Raw genomic sequence first — 19,210 nt, 5'->3', positions numbered from 1 at the left:
GGGAGATGGGCGGCAGCCCAGAGGGGGACTTTTTCCCCGATCGCAGGAGCCGTCCCATGCCGCTGATCAACATGCCCGATTTCTCCGGTCGCCTGCTCGATGAATTTGCCGGTCGCGGTGCGGCCCGCATCGATACGCCGGTGATCCAGCCGGCAGCACCGTTTCTCGACATGGCCGGCGAGGATCTGCGCCGTCGCATCTTCCTCACCGAAAGCGAGCGGGGCGAAAGCCTGTGTCTGCGGCCGGAATTCACCATTCCCGTCTGCCTGCGCCATATCGAGACCGCCACCGGCACGCCGCGGCGCTATTGCTATCTCGGCGAAGTGTTTCGCCAGCGTCGTGATGGCGACAACGAATTCTACCAGGCCGGCATCGAGGATCTCGGCGAAAAGAACGTCGCAAGCGCCGATGCCCGTGCCGTCACCGATGCGGTCGAAATCATCGCGGGCCTGTTGCCCGGCCGCGCCCTCACGATCACGCTCGGCGATCAGACCGTGTTCGAAGCGGTCGTGCGCTCGCTCGGCCTGCCACTCGGCTGGCAGAAGCGGCTGATCCAGGCCTTCGGCAATACCGCGCTTCTCAAGCAACTGCTGCTGACACTCGCCACCCCGCAGCCCGTCGCCGGCCTGTCGCCCGAGCTTGCCGATCTCCTGAAACAGGACGAGGCGGCGCTGATCGACCATATCGACCAGACCATGCAGGACACCGGCTATTCCACCAATGCCAGCCGCTCGCCGCGCGAGATTGCCGCACGGTTGACGGAAAAGCTGGCGCTCGCCGAAACCCGGCTGGATGGCGCAGCACTTCTTCTCTTAAGCGAGTTCCTGTCGCTGGAACTGCCACTTTCGGAGGCAGCCGCCGCTCTTGCCGGTTTTGCCGATGCCGCAGGCCTGTCCTTCGGCCATGCGCTTGGCGAATTCGAAGCCCGCGTTGCAGCGCTTCAGGATCTCGGCATGGACCCGTCGCGCATCACATACCGTGCCGCCTTCGGTCGTCCGCTCGATTATTACACCGGCCTCGTTTTCGAGGTCACGCAAAAGGGGTCGGATGCGGTTCTGGTCGGCGGCGGTCGCTTCGATCGGCTGCTGACGCTGCTCGGCGCCGTCGACGATATTCCGGCCGTCGGCTTTTCGCTGTGGCTCGACCGGATCGAACAGGCGAGGGCGCGCTGATGACCATTACCATCGCTTTGCCCTCCAAGGGCCGCATGAAGGACGACGCCTCGGCGATCTTCGAGCGCGCCGGCCTTCCCATCGTCGCCGTCGGCAATGACCGCTCCTATCGCGGTCGCGTCGAAGGCCATGAGGATATCGAGATCGCCTTTCTCTCGGCCTCCGAGATCGCCCGTGAACTGGGCGCCGGCGCCGTCGATTTCGGCGTCACCGGCGAGGATCTCGTGCGCGAGGGACTGGTCGATGCGGACCGGCAGGTCGAGATCGTCGCCCGCCTCGGTTTCGGCCATGCGGATGTGGTCGTCGCCGTTCCGGAAATCTGGCTCGACGTCGATACCATGGCCGATCTCGGCGATGTCGCCGCCGATTTTCGCGCGCGTCACGGTCGGCGGTTGCAGATCGCCACGAAATACTGGCGGCTCACCCAGCAGCATTTCTCGTCGCAGCACGGCATTCAGCTTTACCGCATCGTCGAAAGCCTCGGCGCCACGGAAGGCGCACCGGCGGCAGGCCAGGCCGATATCATCGTCGATATCACCTCGACCGGCTCGACACTGCGCGCCAACCACCTGAAGATCCTGTCGGATGGCGTCATCCTGAAGTCGCAGGCCTGCTTGGTGAGAGCGCGCAAATCCGCGCATGAGAGCGATCCGCGCATCGCGCATATCGTCGACGCCGTGTGCAACGCGCTCTGATGGCCGGCGAAGACGCCAATATCATCGGGCTCTACGAACGCCACGCAGCTGCCTTCGACAAGCTGCGCGGCAAGACCCTGTTCGAGAGGCCGTGGCTCGACAGGTTTGCGGCCACCATGCCGCCGCGCGGTCACGTGCTCGATCTCGGCTGCGGTGCAGCGGAACCGATTGCGGCAGATCTGATCCGCCGCAATCTTCGCCTCACCGGCGTCGATACGTCGGAAACGCTGATCGGGCTTGCCCGCGAACGGTTTCCGGGCCGCGCCTGGATCGTTGCCGACATGCGCAAGTTCTACCAGCCGACCAAGTTCGATGGCATCATCGCCTGGCACAGCTTCTTCCACCTCAACCCGCAGGACCAGCGCGCCATGTTCCCGCGCTTTGCAGCACTCGCTGGCCCCGGTGCGGCGCTGATGTTTACCGCCGGCCATTTCGAAGGAGAGGCGATGGGGGAGTTCGGCGGTGAACCGCTTTACCACGCCAGCCTGTCGCCGGAGGAATACGAAGCGCTCCTTACAAAAAACGGCTTCGAGGTGCTGGCAAGCGTCGCCCAGGATCCGCAATGCGGTGGCGCAACCGTCTGGCTGGCAAAGAACATCCGCCGCCGGACATCATAGCAATTCCATAATAAAAAAAAGCCCACCAGTCAGTTGACTGGCGGGCCTTCATGGCAGGGAACGCTCAAAGGTTAGGCAGCGATTGCGACCTTACCGCGGCGAGCGTCGACCGAGTAGAGACCGGGGCCGTAGGTAGCGAGCAGGATGTAGGCGCCGGCAAGGGTCACGTTCTTCATCAGCATGATGCCGTTGAGCGTGTTGATCCAGCCGAGAGCGGCATCCGGCCAGCCGGGAACGGCAACGGTGCCCGAATGGAACATCACGCCGGTGAAGATGCAGAACAGGGCGATGGCCCAGCCGGCAATCTTGGTCTGGAAGCCGACGAGAACGGCAAGACCGGCAACGAATTCGAACAGGCCGGCGAGATAGGCAAGGGCGGTTGCAGCCGGCATGCCGGCGCCTGCGATCATGCCGGCAGTGCCTGCAGGATCGGCCAGCTTGCCGAAGCCGGCAAAGATGAACATGAACGACAGAAGAATGCGTGCGACGAGAATGATGACGTTGTTGGTGCTGGACATGGGAAGTCTCCGGGTTGCGGCGCTGGATCTTTCTCCCCGCCGCGTGTGAATTCTTGAACCGGACATTACCCCTTTCTGCCAAACGCGAAAGATGAACGATCGGAGACTGTTTGTCTCATAAAAGTGAACGATCACGGCCATTTTAGAATGTGCAAAAAACCGCATATGCAAGCGAAGGTGAACGCAACCTTCAGCCGGGGTTCACCGTTTGGCACCTACCATCGGGTCGTTCTCACATTGAGTTCGACCTCGAACTAGGAGGAAGATATGAAGAAGATCGCCATCACCACGCTCGCACTCGTCATGGCGTCTGCATTTGCAGTGCCGAGCTTTGCGCAGACATACCGCAGCGAAAGCCGCGAAAACCGGCAGGAAAACCGGATCTACCGCGGTGCCGTCACCGGCAAACTGACGCCGCAGGAGCTTCGCAACATCGCTCGCCAGCAGAACCGCATCGATCGCGCCCAGAACCGCGCAGCCCGCGATGGCGTAATCACCCCGCGCGAGCGCCGCGAGATCGAGCGCCGCCAGAACAACGCGTCGCGCAACATCTACCGCAAGAACAACAACGGCCGCACGATGTACTAAGCCGAGCGGCACTTGAAATGACCCTTCACCGTCCGGCTCTGCCGGGCGGTTTTTTTATGGGCGCGAAACGAAAAAAGGGCGGCCCGGAGACCGCCCTTTCGGTTCGTCAATGTGGTCAATCAGAACTCTTCCCAGTTGGAGGCGGCTGGCGCTAGCGAACCGAAGGCCGACGCAACCTTCTTGGCGAGGGTGCGTGCCGGCGAGGGGGTGGCGCGGGCGGTTGCGTGATCGGCAACGCGCACCGATGCGGACATCCCGCGGTCGCCTTCGGTGTTGAACCGGCCGACGAGCTCGCGCAGTCGCTGGGCTTCCTGGGCAAGCGCAGCGCTTGCCGCCGTTGCTTCTTCCACCATCGCGGCGTTCTGCTGGGTTACCTGGTCCATCTGGTTGACGGCAACATTGACTTCCGACAGGCCGACCGACTGTTCCTTTGCGGACGTGGCAATCGCATCGAGCTGCGAATTGATCGCCACGACATGATTCTGGATCACCTGGAGCGCAGTGCCTGTGGCGCTCACCAGTTCGACGCCATTCTTGACTTCGGACGCCGAGTTCCGGATCAGGTCCTTGATCTCCTTTGCGGCCTGCGCGGAGCGCTGCGCGAGCTCGCGCACTTCCTGGGCAACCACCGCAAAGCCCTTGCCGGCTTCACCGGCGCGCGCCGCCTCAACGCCCGCATTGAGGGCGAGAAGGTTGGTCTGGAAGGCGATTTCGTCGATCACGCCGATGATGTTGGAGATCTGCGAGGACGACTGTTCAATCCGCTGCATCGCATCGACCGCTTTTGCAACGACGGCGCCGGACTGGGCAGCCGATTGATTGGCTTCGATCGCCATCGACCGGGCTTCCTCCGTGCGGCTGGTGGAGGTGCTGACATTGGCCGTGATCTGGTCGAGCGCTGCAGCTGTCTCTTCGAGCGAGGCGGCCTGTTGTTCGGTGCGTTTTGACAGGTCGCCGGCGCTCTGGCTGAGTTCGCGGGATCCGCCGTCGATCGCGTTGGTGGCGTTGGCGACGGAGTGGAGCGTGTCGCGCAGCTTGGCGACCGAGTCGTTGAAATCCGCTCGCAAGCCTTCGAAGTCTGCGGCGAAAGCCCGGTCCAACTGGAAGGTCAGGTCTCCGGCCGAGAGCCGCTTGAGGCCTTCCGCCAGACCATTGGTCGCCTCGGCCATCGCCTCGCTGCGTTGGCGTTCGCTCTCCGCGTTGCGGACACGGTCCGCTTCCTGGGTCGTACGGTTCAGCTCGGCTTCGTGCTCCATTTCCTTGCTGCGCAGAGCATTGTCCTTGAACACCTGCAAGGCCTTGGCCATGCTGCCGACCTCGTCGCGGCGGTCCGCGCCGGCCACCAGCGCCGACAGATCCCCGTTTGCAAGGGTCAGCATCGTGCGCTGCAAGTGCTGGATGGGTCGTGCAAGCCAGGCACGGATCAGGAAGAAGCCTGCGACGAGCACGAGGGCGAGACCTCCGATAACGGCCCCGAAAGTGGCGTAGATGGTTGTCTTCGCACTGGCGCTGAGATTTTCGCTTTCCTGATTTGCAGCTGTCATCACTTCGTCGGTCACCACCGTGAGTTTTTCGGTAACGGCCGCAAACTTCGGCTTGCAGTCCCTCATGAAGGCTTCCTGAGACGCCAGCACGGCAGCCTCGTCCGTGGCCTGAGCTGCGGCCTGAACCACAGGGCCGCAAGCGTCATTGAGAACGCTCAAACCTTCCGCCTTGATCGGCGCCAGCTTGGCATTAGCGGGAAGGGCCGCCATCGCCTTGTCCATCCAGCCACCAAAAGAGGATTTGGCTTTTTCAAACGCCGCAAGATTGCTCGCGTTCTCTTCGTCAGTGCGCGACACAAGCAGGTCGCCAGCGGCAGCGTGCCCGGTCTGCATGTAGCGATTGGCGCGTGCAATTGCCAAAGTTGCCAGGCTTTCCTGCTGGAGAAGCCCGCCATACTCGCTATCCAGCGTTCGAATGCTGTTGCTGCTGTAGAAGGCAGTTGCGACGACGAATATGCCGAAGAACGACATGAGCGTCAGAAATTTACCGATCAAAGATACGTGCTTCATGGCAACCTGCGCGTTGGTGTTTGATTAAGCGCAGTTAATGTGAAGTTGCTTAGAAGAGCGTCACTGCCGAATTACTATTTTATACGAATAAAAATTATCAGTCCTTGTCGTTCGGTAAGTTCAGAGGGGGAAATGCTATGCATGCCGTATGCCTCAATAGCAGAAAGGGCGCCGGTTGCCCGACGCCCTTTCCGAAACACTGAACCTGAAGGATCAGATGTGCAGACCTTACGGCCTGATCACATCATGTCCATTCCGCCCATTCCGCCCATGCCGCCGCCGCCCATGCCGCCGCCAGCCGATTCCTTCTTAGGAAGTTCGGCAATCATGGCTTCGGTGGTGATCAGCAGCGAAGCAACCGAAGCTGCGTTCTGCAGAGCCGTGCGAACGACCTTGACCGGGTCGACGATACCCATGGCGATCATGTCGCCATATTCCGACGTCTGGGCGTTGTAGCCGAAGTTGTCGCTGTCGCCGTCGAGGATCTTGCCGACAACGATCGAAGCTTCGTCACCAGCGTTGGTTGCGATCTGGCGAACCAGCGACTGCAGCGCCTTGCGGACGATGTTGATGCCGGCTTCCTGGTCGTCGTTCGCGCCCTTGGACGTGATCTTGGTCGAAGCCCGCAGGAGTGCGGTACCGCCGCCTGGGACGATACCTTCCTGAACGGCAGCGCGCGTCGCGTTGAGCGCGTCGTCGATGCGGTCCTTGCGTTCCTTGACTTCGATTTCCGTGGAACCGCCAACGCGGATGACGGCAACGCCGCCAGCGAGCTTGGCAAGACGTTCCTGCAGCTTTTCGCGGTCATAGTCCGAAGATGTTTCTTCGATCTGTGCCTTGATCTGTGCAACGCGGCCTTCGATGTCGGTCTTCTGACCGGCGCCGTCAACGATCGTCGTGTTTTCCTTGGTGATCGAAACCTTCTTCGAACGGCCGAGCATGTCGAGCGTTACGGTTTCGAGCTTGATGCCGAGGTCTTCGGAGATGACAGTGCCGCCCGTCAGGATGGCGATGTCTTCCAGCATGGCCTTGCGGCGGTCGCCGAAGCCAGGAGCCTTGACGGCAGCAATCTTCAGGCCGCCACGCAGCTTGTTGACGACGAGCGTTGCAAGAGCTTCGCCTTCGACGTCTTCAGCGATGATCAGGAGCGGCTTGCCGGTCTGAACGACAGCTTCGAGAACAGGCAGCATGGCCTGAAGGTTCGAAAGCTTCTTTTCGTGCAGAAGGATGTAAGCGTCGTCGAGATCGGCGACCATCTTTTCCGGGTTGGTCACGAAGTAAGGCGACAGGTAGCCGCGGTCGAACTGCATGCCTTCGACGACTTCGAGTTCGGTTTCAGCGGTCTTGGCTTCTTCGACGGTGATAACACCTTCGTTGCCGACCTTCTGCATGGCTTCAGCAATGTCACGGCCGACCTGTGCGTCGCCGTTTGCCGAAATCGTGCCGACCTGTGCAACTTCTTCCGAAGTCGAGATCTTCTTGGCGTTGGCCTGGAGATCCTTGACGACTTCTGCAACGGCGAGATCGATGCCGCGCTTCAGGTCCATCGGGTTCATGCCGGCTGCAACGGCCTTGTTGCCTTCGCGAACGATGGCCTGTGCAAGAACGGTAGCAGTCGTTGTGCCGTCGCCGGCGATGTCGTTGGTCTTCGAAGCAACTTCGCGGACCATCTGGGCGCCCATGTTTTCGAACTTGTCTTCAAGTTCGATTTCCTTGGCGACCGAAACACCGTCCTTGGTGATGCGCGGAGCGCCGAAGGACTTGTCGATGATGACGTTACGACCCTTGGGGCCGAGCGTGACCTTCACTGCGTCAGCGAGGATATCGACGCCGTGAAGCATCTTTTCGCGCGCGGTGCGGCCAAACTTGATTTCTTTAGCTGCCATGTTGGGAACTCCTGAAAAGGGGTGTCAGCAAATATTGGAAGAAGAGCAGTCGGCTAAAATCAGCCGATGATGCCCATGATGTCGGCTTCCTTCATGATCAGAAGGTCGACGCCATCGAGCTTGACTTCGGTGCCCGACCACTTGCCGAACAGAACGCGGTCGCCGACCTTGACGTCGAGTGCAACCTGCTTGCCGCTTTCGTCGCGGGCGCCAGGACCAACGGCGATGATTTCGCCTTCAGCTGGCTTTTCCTTGGCGGTATCGGGAATGATGATGCCGCCCTTGGTCTTTTCTTCAGACTCGACGCGCTTGACTACAACGCGGTCGTGCAGGGGGCGAAAATTGGTGCTTGTCATTGTCTAATCCCTCGATCAAATGACATGGACGGGTCTCAAGGACCCGCGGAGTGACGTTTAGCACTCATCTATCGAGAGTGCTAACGAGACCCGAGATAAGGATGGCTGCGAGCTGAGTCAAGAACGGGCTTGAAAAATTCAGGGCTCAAGGAGCGGCCATGCAGAATACGCTTAACGACCAAAACCTGGGCGCAGCGCCGAGCTTTCGTGAGCTCGTGGCCGTGTTTGCCCGGATCGGAGCTCTCAGTTTCGGAGGGCCTGCCGGACAGATCGGCATGATGCACAAGACTTTGGTGGAAGAAAGACGCTGGCTCTCGGAAGAGCGGTTTCTGCACGCCCTCAACTACTGCATGCTGCTGCCCGGTCCGGAAGCGCAGCAACTGGCAACCTATATCGGCTGGCTGCTGTTCGGCGTGCGCGGCGGTATCGTTTCGGGCCTGCTTTTCGTGCTTCCCGGCCTTGCAATCATTCTGGGGCTTTCGGCAGCTTATGTCCTCTATCAGGATGCGACGTGGCTGGCCGGCCTGTTCTTCGGCCTGAAAGCCGCCGTCCTTGCGATCGTGGTGGAAGCCGTGATCCGCCTCGGGCGCCGCACGCTAAAAACCACTTTTCTGCGTGGTGTCGCGGCCGCCGCCTTCATCGCCCTGTTCTTCTTCAGTCTGCCGTTTCCGCTCGTCGTGTTTGCGGCCGGTCTCGCAGGCTATCTGATGACTCGGGCAGGGGGGCAGCAACCGCAAGACAGCGTCGCCAAAGAGGACAGTCCTCCCTGCGCGAAAACACCTGGTATCGCCCGCACGATCGCGACGCTTTCATTCTGGATCCTCGTCTGGCAGTCGCCTGTCCTGGTGCTCTGGGTCTTCGGTGCCCCGGACAGCCTTTCCAGTCTGTTCGCCTTCTTCTCCAAGATGGCGCTGGTCACCTTCGGCGGCGCCTATGCGGTGCTGGCCTATGTGGCGCAGGTTGCAGTCGCCGATTACGGCTGGCTGAAGCCGGGCGAGATGCTGGACGGACTGGCGCTTGCCGAAACCACGCCGGGTCCGCTCGTGCTGGTTCTGTCCTTCGTCGGCTTCCTCGTCGGCTTCCGGGAAGCGTCCGGTCTCGGCCCCGTCACAGGCGGAATAATCGGCGGCCTGCTTGTTGCCTGGGCAACCTTCGTGCCGAGCTTCGTCTTCATCTTTGCGGGCGCGCCCCTGATCGAGCGCCTGCGCGGCAACGCCCTTTTATCGGGCGCGCTGTCGGCCATCACCGCCGCGGTCGTCGGCGTCATCCTCAACCTCGCGATCTGGTTCGGCCTGCATGTTCTGTTCAGAGAGGTTCGCCACGTCGATCTCTTTGCGCTAGCAGGATTTGGCCTTTCCGTCCCGGTCTGGTCCAGCCTCGATCCCATCGCGCTCGTGCTTTTCGCAGCCTCCTCCGTCATGCTGTTCGTCCTGAAGCTCGGCATGGTGCCGGTGCTAGCCATCAGCGCGGCGGCCGGTTTCCTCGCCCAAATCGTCCTGATCCAGTGAAGATCGGACCATTGCAAAAATATGAAGTTTTCCCAGGTTCTGCCTCGCAGCGGCGCCTTTCACCGCCTTGTCCCTTGTAATCTCGCCAACGGTTTGCGATGTCAGCCTCCTAATCGAGCAGGCAAAACCGGCAGGAACTTTTGACATGGCAAAGCGCATCCAGAATTTGAACGACGTGATCGAGGGCTACGATGTCGTGCTTTCGGACGTCTGGGGCGTGGTCCATAACGGTGTCGAAGCCTTCCAGCATTCCTGCACAGCCTTGGCCGCCGCGAGAGAAGCCGGCGCCACTGTCGTGCTGATCACCAACTCGCCGCGCCCCGCACTTGGCGTCATCGAACAGATGAAGCATCTCGGCGTTCCCGATGGAACCTATGACCGGATCGTCACGTCTGGCGATGTCACCCGGCATCTGGTCGCCGAAGGCCCGAAGAAGGTGTTTCTGCTGGGGCCTGAACGCGACCTCAATTTCTTCGATGGACTGGGTATCGAGATCGTTTCTGAAGCCGACGCCGATTGCGTCGTCTGCACCGGCTTCTTCGACGACGAGAAGGAAGTGCCCGAAGACTATACCCAGATGCTGAACACCTTCATTGCGCGCGACGTGCCGATGATCTGCGCCAACCCGGATCTGGTGGTCGAGCGCGGTCACCGGATCATCCCCTGCGCCGGTGCGGTCGCCGCCTATTACGAACAACTCGGCGGCCAGGTGCGCGTGGCCGGCAAGCCGCACAAGCCGATCTACGACGAGGCGCTCTCGATTGCCCGCCAGGAGCGCGGCGATGTCGACAAGGCGAGGGTTCTCGCGATCGGCGACGGCATGCCGACCGATGTTCGTGGCGCGCTTTCGCAAGGCCTCGACCTGCTTTATATCAGTGCCGGCATTCACATCGCGGAATATTCCGTCGATGGCGAAACCGATGAGGCGATCATGCAGGAATGGCTGAAAAGCGAGAACGCGGCGCCAAAATTCTGGATGCCGCGCCTCGCCTGATCCGGAACCTGTCATGACCGTATTTCACCGCAACGAAATGAAGGAGCCGCTGCCCGAAAGCCTGAAGGGCGGCGTCGTCGCGATCGGCAATTTCGATGGCGTCCATCGCGGCCATCGCAGCGTGCTCGATCGTGCGCTGGAGCTTGCCGCCAGCCGCGGCGTGCCAGCACTCGTTCTGACCTTCGAGCCGCATCCGCGCACCGTCTTCAAGCCCGACCAGCCTGTCTTCCGGCTGACGCCGGCGCCACTCAAGGCACGGCTCTTGGAAGCGATGGGGTTCCGCTCGGTCATCGAGTACCCGTTCGATCGCGACTTCGCGACCCGTTCGGCCGAGGATTTCGTGAAGACGATCCTGACCGACTGGCTGGGCGCAAGCGCCGTCGTCACGGGCTTCGATTTCCATTTCGGCAAGGGCCGTGAAGGCGGACCGGCCTTCCTGATGACGGCCGGAGATCGTCACGGCTTCACCGTGTCGCTGGTGGATGCCTTTCGCGATGAAAACGCGGAAGTCGTGTCGTCGAGCCGCATTCGCGATCTGATCGCCGAAGGAGACGTTGTCGCTGCGGCAGGCCTGCTCGGCTATCGCTACACGGTCGAGGCGGAAGTGATCGGCGGCGAACAGCTTGGCCGACAGCTCGGCTATCCCACAGCGAACATGAAGCTTGCCCCTGAAACGGAACTCAAGCCCGGCATCTACGCCGTGCGCTTCAGACGAGCCGACGGCACGCTGCATGACGGCGTTGCAAGCTACGGTCGCCGCCCGACGGTGACGGACGACGGTGCACCGCTCCTCGAAACCTATCTGTTCGATTTCTCCGGAAACCTCTACGGCGAGATCAGCTCGGTCTCCTTCTTCGGCTATCTGCGCCCCGAACTCAAATTCGACGGCCTCGACCCCTTGGTCGCGCAGATGAAAAACGACGAGGAAGAGGCGAGGGCACTGCTTTCAGGCGTAAAGCCGCTCGGCGAACTGGACATGAAGATCGCGTTTTAGGCTTTAGAGGCGCCTGTCCGACCCGGCGTCTTTCAGAATGGCATTCGCTGTGTGGCGGCTGAGAAGAGTGCGGGGTACGAGAATTATCTTCCCCGTCGCCTTCGATTGCCACTTTTCGTGAGAGCCCTTGGCATTCGTCAGGTAAACATAGCCGAGTTCTGAAATGATCGAGCGGACGGTCTTGTAAAAACCGTCCACCATCAGGCGGCCGCCGTCATCTCGGCGGGCCGTTGCCAGAGAATTGCCGGGATGAGGTCCTTCACCGGCGTCTGTGCCAGATCCTCTGCGGATATATGATTGGCAACGATGAGATCGATGGCTGCATCGAAGATGACGTCTTCAAAAGAATCCACGTCGGGCGCCTCGATATGAAGGCCCTCGATGTCGCTCTCCGAATAGAAGACCCTGGCTTCTTCATCCCAGACAGCTTTGATAAAGAATGTTCTCTTCACGGTGTCTACTCTGAAGGTCTGCGGTTTCCCGAAAACCATATATCTGTCATCAGTAGTCCGCAACGCAGGAATGATATCCCATGGCAACTCCACCCCGCAGGCCCGTAAACCCGATGGAAGCGGCCGAAGCGCTGTTCAAGCCGGTCAAGAAACCCGCTGCTCCGGCAGTGGAACGACGCGCCGCTCCTCAGGCAAAGGAACTCGTGTCCCTGAAGCTCGACAGCGCCGTGATCGAATATTTCCAGGACGACGGCCCCGGCTGGCAGGATCGCATCAACGATGCCTTGGTGGCGGTGATGAAGGCGAACCCGAAGGATTAACGGTCCTAGCCCGAAAAACTTTCGCCCGCGGTCAGTTCGCCGCGAGCAATGTCTGCCTTCTTCTGCAGAAATGCGAGATAATCCGGAGCCATCTTCTGCTGCAGGATATAGTCCTGCATCAGGCCCAGCAGAACTTTCGATGGCGATTGATTGGCAGCCTCGGCAGCTTCCATGAACTCGTCATGCAGCGACCGATCGATCTGCAGTGTCAACGAAGCGTCTTTCGTCATCGGCGTTACCTCTCAGGCTGGAAGATACACGCTGTCCGAATTGCCAACAAGCGCGCAGGACGGGCTACCGTTTTGCCCCTTCCTTTCACCCGAAAAACACCGTAATAACCGCCCCCATGACAGATTTCCGGCGGGCCAGGATCATGGCCGCGATGATCATACGAATTATCGGCCCGGCCTTCCGCGCGGCTTGAACAGTCGGCCGGAGGGTCCGGGTTTTCGGCGCTTCCAGGAGCGCTTCTGCCACCGAATTCATCCGCATGCGCCCCTGTCCCGGCGCCAGAGACGATAGCCAATATGACCGATACAGTGACTGAAAAGCTCGATTACTCGAAGACCCTCTATCTGCCCGAGACCGAGTTTCCGATGCGGGCAGGCCTGCCGCAGAAAGAGCCGGAAACCGTTGCCCGCTGGCGCGAGATGGACCTATACAAGAAGCTGCGCACCTCCGCCGCCGGTCGCGAAAAATTCGTGCTGCACGATGGCCCTCCTTACGCCAACGGCAACATCCATATCGGCCATGCGCTGAACAAGATCCTCAAGGACGTCATCACCCGCTCGTTCCAGATGCGCGGCTATGATGCGAACTACGTTCCCGGCTGGGATTGCCACGGTCTGCCGATCGAGTGGAAGATCGAGGAAGAGAATTACCGCGCCAAGGGCAAGGCCAAGCCCGACCTGAAACAGCCGGACGCGATGATCGAATTCCGCAAGGAATGCCGCGCCTATGCGCAGAAGTGGATCGCGATCCAGGCCGAAGAATTCAAGCGCCTCGGCATCGTCGGCGATTTCGACAAACCCTACCTGACCATGGATTTCCACTCGGAAAGCCGCATCGCCGGCGAGCTCCTGAAGATCGCCATGAGCGGCCAGCTCTATCGCGGCTCGAAGCCCATCATGTGGTCGGTTGTCGAGCGCACGGCGCTGGCGGAAGCCGAGGTCGAATACCACGACTACGAGAGCGACACGATCTGGGTGAAGTTCCCGGTGAACAGTGGCTCGGCAGAACTGGCTGACGCCCATGTGGTCATCTGGACGACGACGCCGTGGACCATCCCGGGCAACCGCGCCATCGCCTATTCGCCGAAGGTCTCCTATGGCCTCTACGAAGTCACCGAAGCTGCCAATGATTTTGGCCCGCAGCCGGGCGAGAAACTGATCTTTGCAGACAGCCTGGCGGACGAATCCGCAGCTAAGGCAAAGCTCGCCTTCAACCGTCTGCGGGGCGTCTCCGCCGACGAATTGGCTGGCGTCACCTGCGCCCATCCCCTCAAGGATCTCGGCTACGACTTCACCGTTCCACTCCTCGCCGGCGACCATGTCACCGACGATGCCGGTACCGGTTTCGTCCACACCGCTCCGTCCCACGGCCGCGAGGACTTTGAGGCCTGGATGTCCAGCGTCAAGGAACTCGAAGCCCGCGGCATCGATCCGCGCATCCCGTTCCCGGTCGATGATAGCGGCACCTACACCACCGACGCCCCCGGTTTCGAGGGTGCTCGCGTCATGGATGACAACGGCAAGAAGGGCGATGCCAACGACCGCGTCATCAAGGCGCTGATCGAACGCAAAGCGCTGTTTGCCCGTGGCCGCCTCAAGCATTCCTATCCGCATTCCTGGCGCTCGAAGAAGCCGATCATCTTCCGCAACACGCCGCAGTGGTTCGTCTATATGGACAAGGACCTGGCGGACGGAACGACGCTTCGCACCCGTGCGCTGACCGCCATCGACGATACCCGCTTCGTGCCCGCCGCCGGCCAGAACCGCCTGCGCGCCATGATCGAGCAGCGCCCGGACTGGGTTCTGTCGCGTCAGCGCGCCTGGGGCGTCCCGATCTGCGTGTTTGCAGATGAGGAAGGCAATGTCCTGCAGGATGAAGAGGTCAATGCCCGCATCCTGGAAGCCTTCGATGCCGAAGGGGCCGATGCCTGGTTTGCCGAAGGTGCCAAGGAACGCTTCCTCGGCAATGTCCATGACGGCGCCAAGTGGACGCAGGTCATGGACATCCTCGACGTCTGGTTTGATTCAGGCTCGACGCACACATTCACGCTCGAAGATCGTCCGGACCTGAAATGGCCGGCCGACGTCTATCTCGAAGGGTCGGACCAGCATCGCGGCTGGTTCCATTCATCGCTTCTGGAATCGGCTGCCACCCGCGGCCGGGCGCCCTATGACACGGTCGTCACCCATGGTTTCACCATGGATGAGAAGGGCCAGAAGATGTCGAAGTCGCTTGGCAATGTCGTGGCGCCTCAGGACGTCATGAAGGATGCCGGCGCCGATATCCTGCGCCTGTGGGTCATGACCACCGATTACTGGGAAGACCAGCGCCTCGGCAAGACGATCATCCAGACCAATGTCGATGCTTACAGAAAGCTGCGCAACACCATTCGCTGGATGCTCGGCACGCTGGCCCACGACGACGGCGAAGAGATCGCTTATGCCGAGCTCCCGGAACTTGAAAAGCTCATGCTGCATCGGCTGTCCGAACTCGATGAAGTCGTGCGCACCGGTTACGATGCGTTCGAGTTCAAGAAGATCGCCCGCGCGCTGATCGATTTCAGCAATATCGAACTGTCGGCCTTCTACTTCGATATCCGCAAGGACGCGCTTTATTGCGACGCCCCGTCGTCGCTGCGCCGTCGCGCCTCGCTTGCGGTCATCCGCAAGATCTTCGAATGCACGGTCACCTGGCTTGCACCCATGCTGCCTTTCACCACGGAAGAGGCATGGCTGTCGCTGAAGCCCGATGCCGTCTCCGTGCATCTGGAACAGTTCCCGGATGTGCCCGCCGAGTGGAAGAACGATGCGGTTGCCGAGAAATGGGCAAAGATCCGCAAAGTTCGCTCGGTCGTCACAGGCGCGCTGGAAATCGAGCGCAAGGACAAGCGCATCGGGTCTTCGCTCGAAGCTGCTCCCGTCGTCTATGTCGCCGATGCCGAGCTTTTGAAGGCGCTGGACGGGCTGGACTTCGAAGAGACCTGCATCACATCAGCCATCACGATCACGTCGGGCGAAGGCCCGCAGACAGCGTTCCGTCTTGCGGAAGTCTCGGGCGTGTCGGTTGAGCCGAAGCCTGCTGACGGCGTCAAATGCGCCCGCTCGTGGCGGGTGACGACGGATGTCGGGTCAGATCCCGCCTGGCCGGATGTTTCGGCCCGCGATGCGGCTGCATTGACAGAACTGGCCAAGCTTGGCCGGCTCTGATGGCTTGCAGATTACCGGATGATTGCGCTTGGCCGCGTCATCCGGTATTCCTGCCTGAAATTGGCCGGAATGTTCCGGCACGAGATGACTTCCGGTTTTGAAGGCGTCAGGACGGGCGCCGATGGTAGGGGTTTGATGAAAACGACTTATGCGTTTCGTGCCGCGATCGGTGCGGTTGGCATGCTGGCTGCAACCGTGTCTCTTTCCGGCTGCATGGGCGGCCCGACCTATGGCACCGACAAGACGGCAATGGCCCAGCTCGGCGACGATCTTGGAGCAGCTGTCGCTCTCGGCAGCGCCCGCGATGAAGAAAAAGAAAAGCTGCGCTACAATCCCCGCCCGACGCTGGTCGTTGCCGGCAAGGGTCAGGCCAGCCTTCCGGCGCCCCAGCAGTCCCTTGCCAATCGTGAAAGCAACCCGAACTGGGTTGAATCGCCGGAAGAGACCCGTGCGCGCCTGCGTCTGGAAGCCAAGGAAAACGAAGGCAACAACAATTACCGGTCGCCGCTGATGGCTGGTCGTGGCCAGGGCGGCCAGATGACCGAGACGGAAAAATGGGAAGCCTTCCGCAAGGCCAAGCAGGATGCCGAAACGGTCAACATGGGCTCACGCCGCCGTTCGCTGTCCGAGCCGCCGGCTGAATTCCGTGCCGCCGATGCCGCAACGCTTCAGGATCTCGGAGAACCCGAGAACGAGAAGGAGCGCCGTCGCAAGAAGGAAGCGCAGAGCGCAACCCAGGCGTCGAACAGCAGCTGGTGGAAGCCCTTCCAGTAAGACCTTTTGTCTTGCCTAATCCCGGCGTGAGCGAAAGAAGCCTGTCAGAATGTCGGCGGCTTCCCGCTCTCCGAGCCCGGAATAGACATCCGGCGCATGATGGCAGCTCGGCTGCGAAAAGAAGCGCACGCCATTTTCGACAGCGCCACCCTTCGGATCTCCCGCGCCGTAATACAGCCGGCGAATTCGCGCGAACGAAATCGCCGCCGCACACATGGTACATGGTTCCAGCGTCACGTAAAGATCGGCACCACTAAGCCGTTCCTGGCCGAGAACCCCGGCCGCAGCCCGGATAACCGCAATCTCGGCATGCGCCGTCACGTCGTTCTTGGTGCGGGTCAGGTTGCCGGATCTGGCGATAATTTGGCCGTCCATGACCAGCACGGCACCCACGGGAACTTCGCCCTGTGCCGCTGCAAGCCTGGCTTCTGTGAGTGCGGCATCCATGAAACCGTCGCTCTTGGGCATTTCCGCGATTTCCTCTTAACCCGGCTCGCATGAACTGGTAGGAAGCATTCAACACGAAGCGCGCTGTGCGCGTGTTTCATCACCATCCACGAACACGAATGTCCGGTTCGTTTCCGTAGACATCATGCTTCAGGCAAACAACAAATGACTTCAAAAGACAAGCCGAAGCGCGGCGAAGCCAAAACCTTCATCCGCGAGATCAAGCCGAAATCTGCAGATGCTGCAGCCGGCAAGACAAAGACGGGGACGGGCTTCAAGAAACGGGCGCCCGCAAAGCCCGGTTCCGACGCGCCCCGCTCAGAACGTCCGCGCTCCGTTGCGCCGCGCGCTGAAAAGCCCCGTGGCGAAAACGCTGCCGCCGACAAGCCGGCAAAGCCGATGCGCCGTCAGGCAGCCTCTGCCGAAACGGCAGCGTCGGATGGCAAGCCCGAGCGTATTTCCAAGATCCTCGCCCGCGTCGGCGTGGCGTCCCGCCGCGATATCGAGCGGATGATCATGGATGGCCGTGTGTCGCTCAACGGCAAGGTTCTCGATACGCCTGTCGTCAACGTCACCTTCGACGATGCGATCGAGGTGGATGGCGTGCCGATCCGCGGTGTCGAGCGCACGCGCCTGTGGCTCTACCATAAGCCCGGAGGCCTGGTGACGACGAATTCCGATCCGGAAGGACGTCAGACCGTGTTTGAAAACCTGCCCGGCGAACTGCCGCGGGTGCTCTCCATCGGTCGCCTCGACATCAATACTGAAGGCCTGCTGCTTCTCACCAACGATGGCGGTCTGTCGCGCGTGCTGGAACTTCCGACCACCGGCTGGCTGCGCCGCTATCGCGTCCGCGCCCATGGCGAGGTGGATCAGGAATCGCTCGACAAGCTGAAGGACGGCATTGCCGTCGATGGCGTTCTCTATGGCTCGATCGAAGCCACGCTCGACCGTTCGCAGGGCCGCAACGTCTGGATCACCATGGGTCTTCGCGAAGGCAAGAACCGCGAGATCAAGAACGTCCTCGGCGCGCTCGGGCTTGAAGTCAACCGCCTGATCCGTATCTCCTACGGCCCGTTCCAGCTCGGTGACCTGCCGGAAGGCGAGGTCATGGAAGTGCGCGGCCGCACGCTGCGCGACCAGCTCGGTCCGCGCCTGATCGAAGAAGCGAAGGCGAATTTCGACGCGCCGATCTACAACGAAACGCCTGCCGCTGCTGAAGACGAGAAGCCGGCGCGCTCCTCCCGCTCCGAATGGTCGAGCCCGGCGGATCGCCCGGCACGTCCTCGCGACGAGGACAGACGCGAGCGCTCGCTCGGCCGTCTCGATACCAAGGCGACCGAACGCAAGTTCTCCGAAAAGCCGGCCGGCAAATTCGGCGCAAAGCCCGAGGGCAAGTTCGGCGCAAAGCCAGGCTTCAAGTCCAACGACCGTGATCTCGGCGACGAAAAGCCGAAGAAGCGTCCGCCGATGGGCACCAGCCGCACGGCCAATGTCTGGATGGCGCCGGGTGCGCGTCCAAACGCCGACGGCAGCGTCCGGGCGGTTTCCGCTCGTGCCCAGGCAGAGCAGCTGTTCAGGAAACAGGTGCCGGAAAATGACCGCCGCGTGATCGTGAAGCGCGCCGATGACGACGCCGACTGGATCCGTGCGGATTCTCCGCCGGAGCCGGAAAAGGGCGAATTCGGCGCCAAGCGTTCCTTCGGTGACAAACCCCGCGGTGACAAACCCCGTGGCGACAAGCCGAGAAGCGACAGACCCCGCAGCGATAGCCCCCGCGGTGACAGCCCGAGAGGCGAGCGCTCCTTCGGCGACCGCAAGCCACGCGAAAGCGGCGATCGTCCCTATGGCGACAAGCCCCGTGGCGAGCGTTCGTTTGGGGATCGTCCTTCCCGTGGAGATCGTCCGACAGGTGACCGCCCAAGCGGCGACCGTCGCCCGCGTCAGGATGGTGACCGTCCCGCCCGTGCTTTCAACGCCGGCGAGGGCCGTTCCGATCGTCCGCGCTCGGATCGCCCTTATGGCGACAGGCCGGCGCGCGGTGATCGCCCCACCGGTGACCGCCCAACGCGTGACCGCCCGACTGGTGACCGTCGCCCGCGCGAGGATGGTGATCGTCCAGCCCGCTCGTTCAGTGCTGGAGAAGGTCGTCCCGATCGTCCGCGCTCGGATCGTCCGTTCGGTGACAAGCCCGCGTTCGGCGATAAGCCCAGAGGTGCACGGCCTGCCGGCAAATCCTTCGGTGGCAAGCCGAGCGGTGGCAAGCCAAGCTTCGGCGGCAAACCTTCGGGCGGAAAGCCTTCCGGTGGCCGTCCCTCGGGTGGCAAGCCCGGCGGACGTCCGGCTGGCGCTCGATCAGGCGGCCCAGGTGGAAAACCGCGGACCCCGAGAGGCTGAT

Annotated in this window: 18 protein-coding genes; 11 read left to right on the top strand and 7 right to left on the bottom strand. The window is 61.5% G+C overall.

Features of this window, described 5'->3' with window-relative positions:
• The first annotated feature begins 56 nt into the window (after nt 1–56).
• The 3 genes from ACQY1L_RS11680 to ACQY1L_RS11670 are packed head-to-tail and all read left to right on the top strand — an operon-like array spanning nt 57 to nt 2,484.
• The gene (locus ACQY1L_RS11680; protein ID WP_430240959.1) at nt 57–1,172 is read left to right on the top strand and encodes an ATP phosphoribosyltransferase regulatory subunit; all 1,116 of its coding nucleotides are present in this window, start codon (nt 57–59) and stop codon (nt 1,170–1,172) included.
• A complete protein-coding gene (gene hisG, locus ACQY1L_RS11675) occupies nt 1,172–1,867 on the top strand; it encodes an ATP phosphoribosyltransferase (protein ID WP_430240958.1) in 696 nt (231 codons plus the stop codon). The genes ACQY1L_RS11680 and hisG overlap by 1 nt, the downstream gene beginning before the upstream one ends.
• Entirely contained in the window at nt 1,867–2,484 is a 618-nt protein-coding gene (locus ACQY1L_RS11670) for a class I SAM-dependent DNA methyltransferase (RefSeq protein ID WP_062579301.1), read from the top strand. The genes hisG and ACQY1L_RS11670 overlap by 1 nt, the downstream gene beginning before the upstream one ends.
• 71 nt (nt 2,485–2,555) lie before the next feature.
• Here ACQY1L_RS11670 and ACQY1L_RS11665 read toward each other — a convergent pair whose 3' ends face one another.
• Nucleotides 2,556–3,002, bottom strand: coding sequence for a DoxX family protein (locus ACQY1L_RS11665; protein WP_113165584.1), 447 nt, complete (start codon nt 3,000–3,002; stop codon nt 2,556–2,558).
• Between the two features lie 267 nt (nt 3,003–3,269).
• On the opposite strand from ACQY1L_RS11665, the gene ACQY1L_RS11660 reads away from it, so the two are divergent.
• Nucleotides 3,270–3,590, top strand: coding sequence for a hypothetical protein (locus ACQY1L_RS11660; RefSeq protein ID WP_062453719.1), 321 nt, complete (start codon nt 3,270–3,272; stop codon nt 3,588–3,590).
• A gap of 119 nt (nt 3,591–3,709) precedes the next feature.
• On the opposite strand, the gene ACQY1L_RS11655 is transcribed toward ACQY1L_RS11660, so the two are convergent.
• The 3 genes from ACQY1L_RS11655 to groES form a co-directional block, all read right to left on the bottom strand.
• Nucleotides 3,710–5,644, bottom strand: a complete 1,935-nt coding sequence (locus ACQY1L_RS11655; protein WP_092661349.1) for a methyl-accepting chemotaxis protein — start codon at nt 5,642–5,644, stop codon at nt 3,710–3,712.
• Nucleotides 5,645–5,883: 239 nt separating this feature from the next.
• On the bottom strand, nt 5,884–7,530 hold the full coding sequence (gene groL / locus ACQY1L_RS11650; RefSeq protein WP_062453717.1) for a chaperonin GroEL: 1,647 nt from the start codon (nt 7,528–7,530) through the stop codon (nt 5,884–5,886).
• Nucleotides 7,531–7,589: 59 nt separating this feature from the next.
• Nucleotides 7,590–7,886, bottom strand: coding sequence for a co-chaperone GroES (groES, locus tag ACQY1L_RS11645; RefSeq protein WP_062453716.1), 297 nt, complete (start codon nt 7,884–7,886; stop codon nt 7,590–7,592).
• 158 nt (nt 7,887–8,044) lie between these two features.
• On the opposite strand from groES, the gene chrA reads away from it, so the two are divergent.
• From chrA to ACQY1L_RS11630, 3 genes are all read left to right on the top strand, one after another.
• On the top strand, nt 8,045–9,394 hold the full coding sequence (gene chrA, locus ACQY1L_RS11640) for a chromate efflux transporter (RefSeq protein WP_430240957.1): 1,350 nt from the start codon (nt 8,045–8,047) through the stop codon (nt 9,392–9,394).
• 145 nt (nt 9,395–9,539) lie between these two features.
• Entirely contained in the window at nt 9,540–10,388 is an 849-nt protein-coding gene (locus tag ACQY1L_RS11635) for a TIGR01459 family HAD-type hydrolase (protein ID WP_430240956.1), read from the top strand.
• 13 nt (nt 10,389–10,401) lie between these two features.
• A complete protein-coding gene (locus ACQY1L_RS11630; protein ID WP_430240955.1) occupies nt 10,402–11,382 on the top strand; it encodes a bifunctional riboflavin kinase/FAD synthetase in 981 nt (326 codons plus the stop codon).
• Nucleotides 11,383–11,582: 200 nt separating this feature from the next.
• Here ACQY1L_RS11630 and ACQY1L_RS11625 read toward each other — a convergent pair whose 3' ends face one another.
• The gene (locus tag ACQY1L_RS11625; RefSeq protein WP_162728240.1) at nt 11,583–11,834 is read right to left on the bottom strand and encodes a DUF1902 domain-containing protein; all 252 of its coding nucleotides are present in this window, start codon (nt 11,832–11,834) and stop codon (nt 11,583–11,585) included.
• Nucleotides 11,835–11,914: 80 nt separating this feature from the next.
• Here ACQY1L_RS11625 and ACQY1L_RS11620 point away from each other — a divergent pair, with 80 nt between their 5' ends.
• Nucleotides 11,915–12,154, top strand: a complete 240-nt coding sequence (locus tag ACQY1L_RS11620; protein WP_092661361.1) for a BrnA antitoxin family protein — start codon at nt 11,915–11,917, stop codon at nt 12,152–12,154.
• Nucleotides 12,155–12,159: 5 nt separating this feature from the next.
• On the opposite strand, the gene ACQY1L_RS11615 is transcribed toward ACQY1L_RS11620, so the two are convergent.
• Entirely contained in the window at nt 12,160–12,384 is a 225-nt protein-coding gene (locus tag ACQY1L_RS11615; RefSeq protein WP_113109552.1) for a hypothetical protein, read from the bottom strand.
• A gap of 297 nt (nt 12,385–12,681) precedes the next feature.
• Here ACQY1L_RS11615 and ileS point away from each other — a divergent pair, with 297 nt between their 5' ends.
• Together ileS and ACQY1L_RS11605 are read left to right on the top strand one after the other, a co-directional pair.
• Nucleotides 12,682–15,591, top strand: a complete 2,910-nt coding sequence (gene ileS, locus ACQY1L_RS11610; protein WP_430240953.1) for an isoleucine--tRNA ligase — start codon at nt 12,682–12,684, stop codon at nt 15,589–15,591.
• 135 nt (nt 15,592–15,726) lie between these two features.
• On the top strand, nt 15,727–16,365 hold the full coding sequence (locus ACQY1L_RS11605) for a hypothetical protein (protein ID WP_430261861.1): 639 nt from the start codon (nt 15,727–15,729) through the stop codon (nt 16,363–16,365).
• 15 nt (nt 16,366–16,380) lie between these two features.
• Here the strand turns inward: ACQY1L_RS11605 and ACQY1L_RS11600 are convergent, their stop codons facing one another.
• Nucleotides 16,381–16,833 carry a nucleoside deaminase gene (locus ACQY1L_RS11600; protein WP_192086975.1) on the bottom strand — a complete coding sequence of 151 codons (453 nt, stop codon included), beginning with the start codon at nt 16,831–16,833 and terminating at the stop codon, nt 16,381–16,383.
• Between the two features lie 144 nt (nt 16,834–16,977).
• On the opposite strand from ACQY1L_RS11600, the gene ACQY1L_RS11595 reads away from it, so the two are divergent.
• Nucleotides 16,978–19,209 (top strand): pseudouridine synthase, encoded by a 2,232-nt coding sequence (locus ACQY1L_RS11595; RefSeq protein WP_430240952.1) that lies wholly within the window; start codon nt 16,978–16,980, stop codon nt 19,207–19,209.
• The last annotated feature ends 1 nt before the right edge of the window (nt 19,210 follow it).

Source organism: Neorhizobium sp. DAR64862/K0K3, from assembly GCF_050500185.1.
Classification (GTDB): domain Bacteria; phylum Pseudomonadota; class Alphaproteobacteria; order Rhizobiales; family Rhizobiaceae; genus Neorhizobium; species Neorhizobium soli.
Note: the sequence above shows the minus strand (reverse complement) of the source record. Positions and strands in the feature narration are given on the sequence as shown.

Coding starts and splice junctions, on each gene's coding strand:
- ACQY1L_RS11680 (WP_430240959.1), top strand. CDS start 57: ATGCCGCTGATCAACATGCCCGATTTCTCCGGTCGCCTGCTCGATGAA.
- hisG (WP_430240958.1), top strand. CDS start 1,172: ATGACCATTACCATCGCTTTGCCCTCCAAGGGCCGCATGAAGGACGAC.
- ACQY1L_RS11670 (WP_062579301.1), top strand. CDS start 1,867: ATGGCCGGCGAAGACGCCAATATCATCGGGCTCTACGAACGCCACGCA.
- ACQY1L_RS11665 (WP_113165584.1), bottom strand. CDS start 3,002: ATGTCCAGCACCAACAACGTCATCATTCTCGTCGCACGCATTCTTCTG.
- ACQY1L_RS11660 (WP_062453719.1), top strand. CDS start 3,270: ATGAAGAAGATCGCCATCACCACGCTCGCACTCGTCATGGCGTCTGCA.
- ACQY1L_RS11655 (WP_092661349.1), bottom strand. CDS start 5,644: ATGAAGCACGTATCTTTGATCGGTAAATTTCTGACGCTCATGTCGTTC.
- groL (WP_062453717.1), bottom strand. CDS start 7,530: ATGGCAGCTAAAGAAATCAAGTTTGGCCGCACCGCGCGCGAAAAGATG.
- groES (WP_062453716.1), bottom strand. CDS start 7,886: ATGACAAGCACCAATTTTCGCCCCCTGCACGACCGCGTTGTAGTCAAG.
- chrA (WP_430240957.1), top strand. CDS start 8,045: ATGCAGAATACGCTTAACGACCAAAACCTGGGCGCAGCGCCGAGCTTT.
- ACQY1L_RS11635 (WP_430240956.1), top strand. CDS start 9,540: ATGGCAAAGCGCATCCAGAATTTGAACGACGTGATCGAGGGCTACGAT.
- ACQY1L_RS11630 (WP_430240955.1), top strand. CDS start 10,402: ATGACCGTATTTCACCGCAACGAAATGAAGGAGCCGCTGCCCGAAAGC.
- ACQY1L_RS11620 (WP_092661361.1), top strand. CDS start 11,915: ATGGCAACTCCACCCCGCAGGCCCGTAAACCCGATGGAAGCGGCCGAA.
- ACQY1L_RS11615 (WP_113109552.1), bottom strand. CDS start 12,384: ATGACGAAAGACGCTTCGTTGACACTGCAGATCGATCGGTCGCTGCAT.
- ileS (WP_430240953.1), top strand. CDS start 12,682: ATGACCGATACAGTGACTGAAAAGCTCGATTACTCGAAGACCCTCTAT.
- ACQY1L_RS11605 (WP_430261861.1), top strand. CDS start 15,727: ATGAAAACGACTTATGCGTTTCGTGCCGCGATCGGTGCGGTTGGCATG.
- ACQY1L_RS11600 (WP_192086975.1), bottom strand. CDS start 16,833: ATGCCCAAGAGCGACGGTTTCATGGATGCCGCACTCACAGAAGCCAGG.
- ACQY1L_RS11595 (WP_430240952.1), top strand. CDS start 16,978: ATGACTTCAAAAGACAAGCCGAAGCGCGGCGAAGCCAAAACCTTCATC.